This is a genomic window from Mitsuaria sp. TWR114 (assembly GCF_007997345.1).
The window spans coordinates 1-1,145 of the sequence record NZ_VOSR01000910.1; the positions used below are offsets into that span (position 1 = coordinate 1).

The following is a 1,145-nucleotide window of genomic DNA, read 5'->3' on the forward strand; positions in this document are numbered from 1 at the left end:
CGGCGCGTCGGCCGGCGCAGTCGGCCTCGCCCTCGGTATGCCAGGCCAGCACGGCGGCGGCCTGGTCGAAGAAGGCCTGGATGCGCGTCTCGTCGATCCCGGGCTCGCCGCCGGCATCCGCGACCGCGCCCAGCACGTCGGCGATGGCCTGCGCCAGCGCGCGGTCGCCCGCATCCTCGAAGGCCGCGACCGACACGATGCCGTCGCCGTTGTGCCGCTCCGCGACGAGGTGCGACTGGCGCTCGCGGATCTCGTCCAGGCCGATGTCGGACCGCTCGGCCGGCGCGGCCTGTCCCGCCAGCGCCAGCGTGCGTTGCAGTTCCTCGGCGAGCGCCCGTCCCTCCTCGGTGTCGGACAACGACGCCACCGCCAGCCGCGATTCGCCGCGCAGCAGCGGCTGCCAGTCCTTGAGCCGCGCGCCGACCCATTCGCAGGCGGCGATCAACTCCGGCGCGCGGATGCGGCCATCGCGATCGAGGTCGATCAGGTCGAGGGTGCGTTCGTCGAATTCGAGGCCGCGCGTGGGACAGGCCAGCGCGACCCAGCGCTTCTGGTCGAGGTCGCGGAGATGGAGGAGGTCGCCGGCGGTGTCGATGCGTGCCTGATCGGCGCCGCCCGCCCGGAAGAATCGCCAGGGGTGTGTCATGGGTGCGCAGGATGCGGCAAGCGACATGCCGCCGCCGGCACGCCGCCCTGCGCCCGTGCGAGTGCCGGACCGTCCCCCGCATCCGCGACTCGGGAATGACAGTTGCCGCCCGGTGGGTTAGGGTCGCCGGGTCGGAGGCGCTCCGGAGCTCAGCATGGACCTCGATACCGTCTCATACGTCTTCCAGAGTCTGGAGGGCACATTCACGATCAAGCCGCGGCTGTCACGGCGTTGGCGGGTGAAGCACGACAGCATGCCGTGGGGGGATTCCTTCGCGACGGCGGAGGAAGCCGCGAAAGCGCTGGCCGAGCGTTTCGCCGTGCCAGCCAACCTGCAGGAATGGACCGAGATCGGCGACTTCCACACCGACGTCGGCGGCTTCCAGCCCTGACGCGCCGTGCCGCCCGCCTCATCCCCCCATCACCCCCTCGTGACCCCCGCGTCACCCGCCTCGCGCGCGCCGCGCCGCTGAAGGCTCCCTCTCCCGCTTGCGGGAGAG

General features: G+C 72.3%; 1 protein-coding gene and 1 pseudogene. One reads left to right on the forward strand and one right to left on the reverse strand.

Features of this window, described 5'->3' with window-relative positions:
- Window positions 1-646 (reverse strand): annotated as a pseudogene (locus FUT87_RS25675) (hypothetical protein); the annotation flags it as partial.
- Window positions 647-800: 154 nt separating this feature from the next.
- On the opposite strand from FUT87_RS25675, the gene FUT87_RS25680 reads away from it, so the two are divergent.
- A complete protein-coding gene (locus tag FUT87_RS25680; RefSeq protein ID WP_091723810.1) occupies window positions 801-1,037 on the forward strand; it encodes a hypothetical protein in 237 nt (78 codons plus the stop codon).
- Window positions 1,038-1,145 lie beyond the last annotated feature (108 nt).